At 71.3% G+C, this 2,515-nt stretch carries 2 protein-coding genes and 1 pseudogene; all 3 read right to left on the bottom strand.

From position 1 onward, the window contains the following. A partial coding sequence (locus tag HW445_RS26545) for a DUF2975 domain-containing protein (protein ID WP_180223416.1) occupies positions 1–455 on the bottom strand: 455 nt, incomplete at its 3' end. Between the two features lie 628 nt (positions 456–1,083). Further along, positions 1,084–1,725, bottom strand: a complete 642-nt coding sequence (locus HW445_RS26550; RefSeq protein ID WP_257231303.1) for a hypothetical protein — start codon at positions 1,723–1,725, stop codon at positions 1,084–1,086. Positions 1,726–1,733: 8 nt separating this feature from the next. After that, positions 1,734–2,515, bottom strand: a pseudogene (locus tag HW445_RS26555) (hypothetical protein); the annotation flags it as partial.

The following is a 2,515-nucleotide window of genomic DNA, read 5'->3' on the forward strand; positions in this document are numbered from 1 at the left end:
TGCGTCGCTTCGACGTCACGGGCGACGGCCTGGGCGAGCAGCGTCCGCATCACGAGGACGAGGAGCGCGACCCCCAGGATGGCCACGCCGATCCCGCCCATGATGACGGTGACGCCCGGGTCCTCCCGCTGTCCCGGGGCGTTGAGGGCCGTGACCGTGAACCACAGGAGGGCGGCCGCCACGATCGCGCCGATCACACCGTCCACGTACCGGAAGGCGGCGTGGGAGAACACGGTCCCGCGACGCACCATCGTCACCAGCCGCCACACGCAGACCCCGGCGACCTGGACGCAGACCATGCCGAGGATGGTGATCAGGCGCAGGGGGGTGAGCGGGAGCGACCCGTCCTCCCGATCGGTGGCCAACGCCCACGCCATCCCCGCCTGTACGAACACGGTGCCTGCGAGCACCACCACGAGCACGGCGCGCAGCGCGTGCACGGTCAGCTTCCCCACGACCCATCCTTCCATTGAGTTGCGATGGAAATCTATTGACTTTCGATAGGTGACGCAAGAGTCGGCGGCAGTCGACCGGCTCAGGCCGATGAGATCGCCCCTGATGTCGGACATGACAGGCGCGGGGCGGAGGCCCAGTGCTGTGATCCTCAGGATCACGGCGGGCCGACGGGGGCGGCCGTCGAGGAAGGGAGGGGGGGACGGGGACGGGGTGGCGCTGCGGATCCGGCGCGCTGCCGGCGCGCTGCCGGGGTACTCGCACTGGCGGCGCTGCTGCCGCTGACCGGATGCGGCGACGGTGCCCGCTCCGGGGGCGAGGGCTCGACGGCGGCTGCGAGCGAGGCCGCCCGGGCGTTCCAGCGGGCGTCGGTGGACCAGGACCGGGAGGCCGCCTGCGACGGCGCCGGAGACGGTCCTGCACAGCGCGCTGCGGCTCGTGCCCGGCGAAGACGGCGGCCGGCTCGTCGATCAGATGGTCAGCCTCGACGAGACCGCGGGCAAGGGCACCGAGGCCGTACGGGCCGCGATGTCCCGCCGTTGACGACCACGCCGGCGCAGCGCTCCGCGTGCGGGGACGGCCCCGCCGCCGAGGTGTCCGTTCACCTCGGCGGCGGGGCCGTCCGCTCGCTCAGAGCTTGTCCGTGAGGTCGGGCCCCAGCCCGTCGATCAGATCGGGCTCCGCGATGCCGTGACCGTCGGCCTGCCCGAAGTAGGTGGGGTCACCCGGTTGGGCCGGCGCCCCCAGCAGCGCTTCCAGGTCACGGAGCGCCGCGGCGAGTCGCGGGGCGTTCCGGTCGCGGAGTGCGGGGTGCGGGACCCCCTTGAAGTCGCAGTACCCCCAGATGTCGTGGAACACCGCGACCTCCGCGGCCAGGTTGCGCTCGTCGGGGTACACGGTCAGCTCGACGAGGCCGGGTTCGGAGCGCGCCTCGCCCTCGGCGTCCAGCCAGGTGCCCGTCCCGGAGACGACGAAGTATCCCGGTACCGCCTCGGGGAAGGCGACCGGCTGGGCCTGCCGCACCTTCTGCGCCAGTTCCGCCCCGTCGAGTTGGCCCCGCAGGGAGATGTCCGCCCCCAGACCGATACCCCCGCGGCCGAAGACGGTCCATCCCCAGGCGAGACGGTCCGGATCCAGCAGCCGGTGCTCGCGCAGCACGGCGGTCATCCGTGCCGCGACCAACAGTGCCGATTCCAGGCCCGGTTGGGCGAGATCGTTCAACTCCCATTCCCAGGAGGCACTTTCCTCGGGCGCGCGCATCAAGATTGCCATGCGATGTCCTATGGATAGATCTGGCCGTTGGGAGGAACAGTGATCGAGCCGTCCCGGAAACGGACCTCGAAGGTAGCACCGGTCTTCCCGGCGTAGAACTCGAGGTCGGCGAGGGTCTTCTCGGTGAGCGCACCGATGGTGTCCTGCACGTCCAGGATGGCGACCTTGGGGCCGGAGATCTCACCGGCCAGCTGCTTGCTCGCGATCTTACGGGCGGCCGAGGAGATGCCGTGCTCGTTCTGCACGTCCTTGAGCTGGCACCCGTACGTCACGTCGTCCGGCGTCCTGATCTCGCCGTCGCGCTTCACCAGGACGTCGAGGTCCAGGTTGCTGCCCGGGTTCTTGTACTCGAACGCCACGCCGTCGGCGCCGTGCTTCTTGAGTTCCGTCGCGAACTCCAGCGCCTGGTGGACGGCGGGCATCATCCCCTTCTGCTTCACCTGCTTCAACAGGTCCAGGTAGCCGGGCGAGTTCTCGAACGTCCCGCGGGCGATGTGCTCGGCGACGCCCGCGCCGTAATCCCCCTTGCCCAACTGGGTGAGCAGGCGCTGCTGGTCCTGCGGCGACATCTTCACCCGGTCGAGGCTCGCCGTGACCGCGGCCTCCTGGTCCGGGCGCATCGGGCCCGTGGTCGGGCTCGCGGTCCGGTCGGCCACGCCGACCCGCTCCGGGTCCAGGACCGGCTTGTCCCCACCGGGGCCGTCGGGACCGTCGGGGCCGTCAGGGCCGTCAGGGCCGTCCCCACCGGGACCGTCGCCACCGGGACCGTCACCGGAGCCACCCGGGCCAT

The organism is Streptomyces sp. UH6 (assembly GCF_013421635.1).
In the GTDB taxonomy this organism is placed as follows: domain Bacteria; phylum Actinomycetota; class Actinomycetes; order Streptomycetales; family Streptomycetaceae; genus Streptomyces; species Streptomyces abyssomicinicus.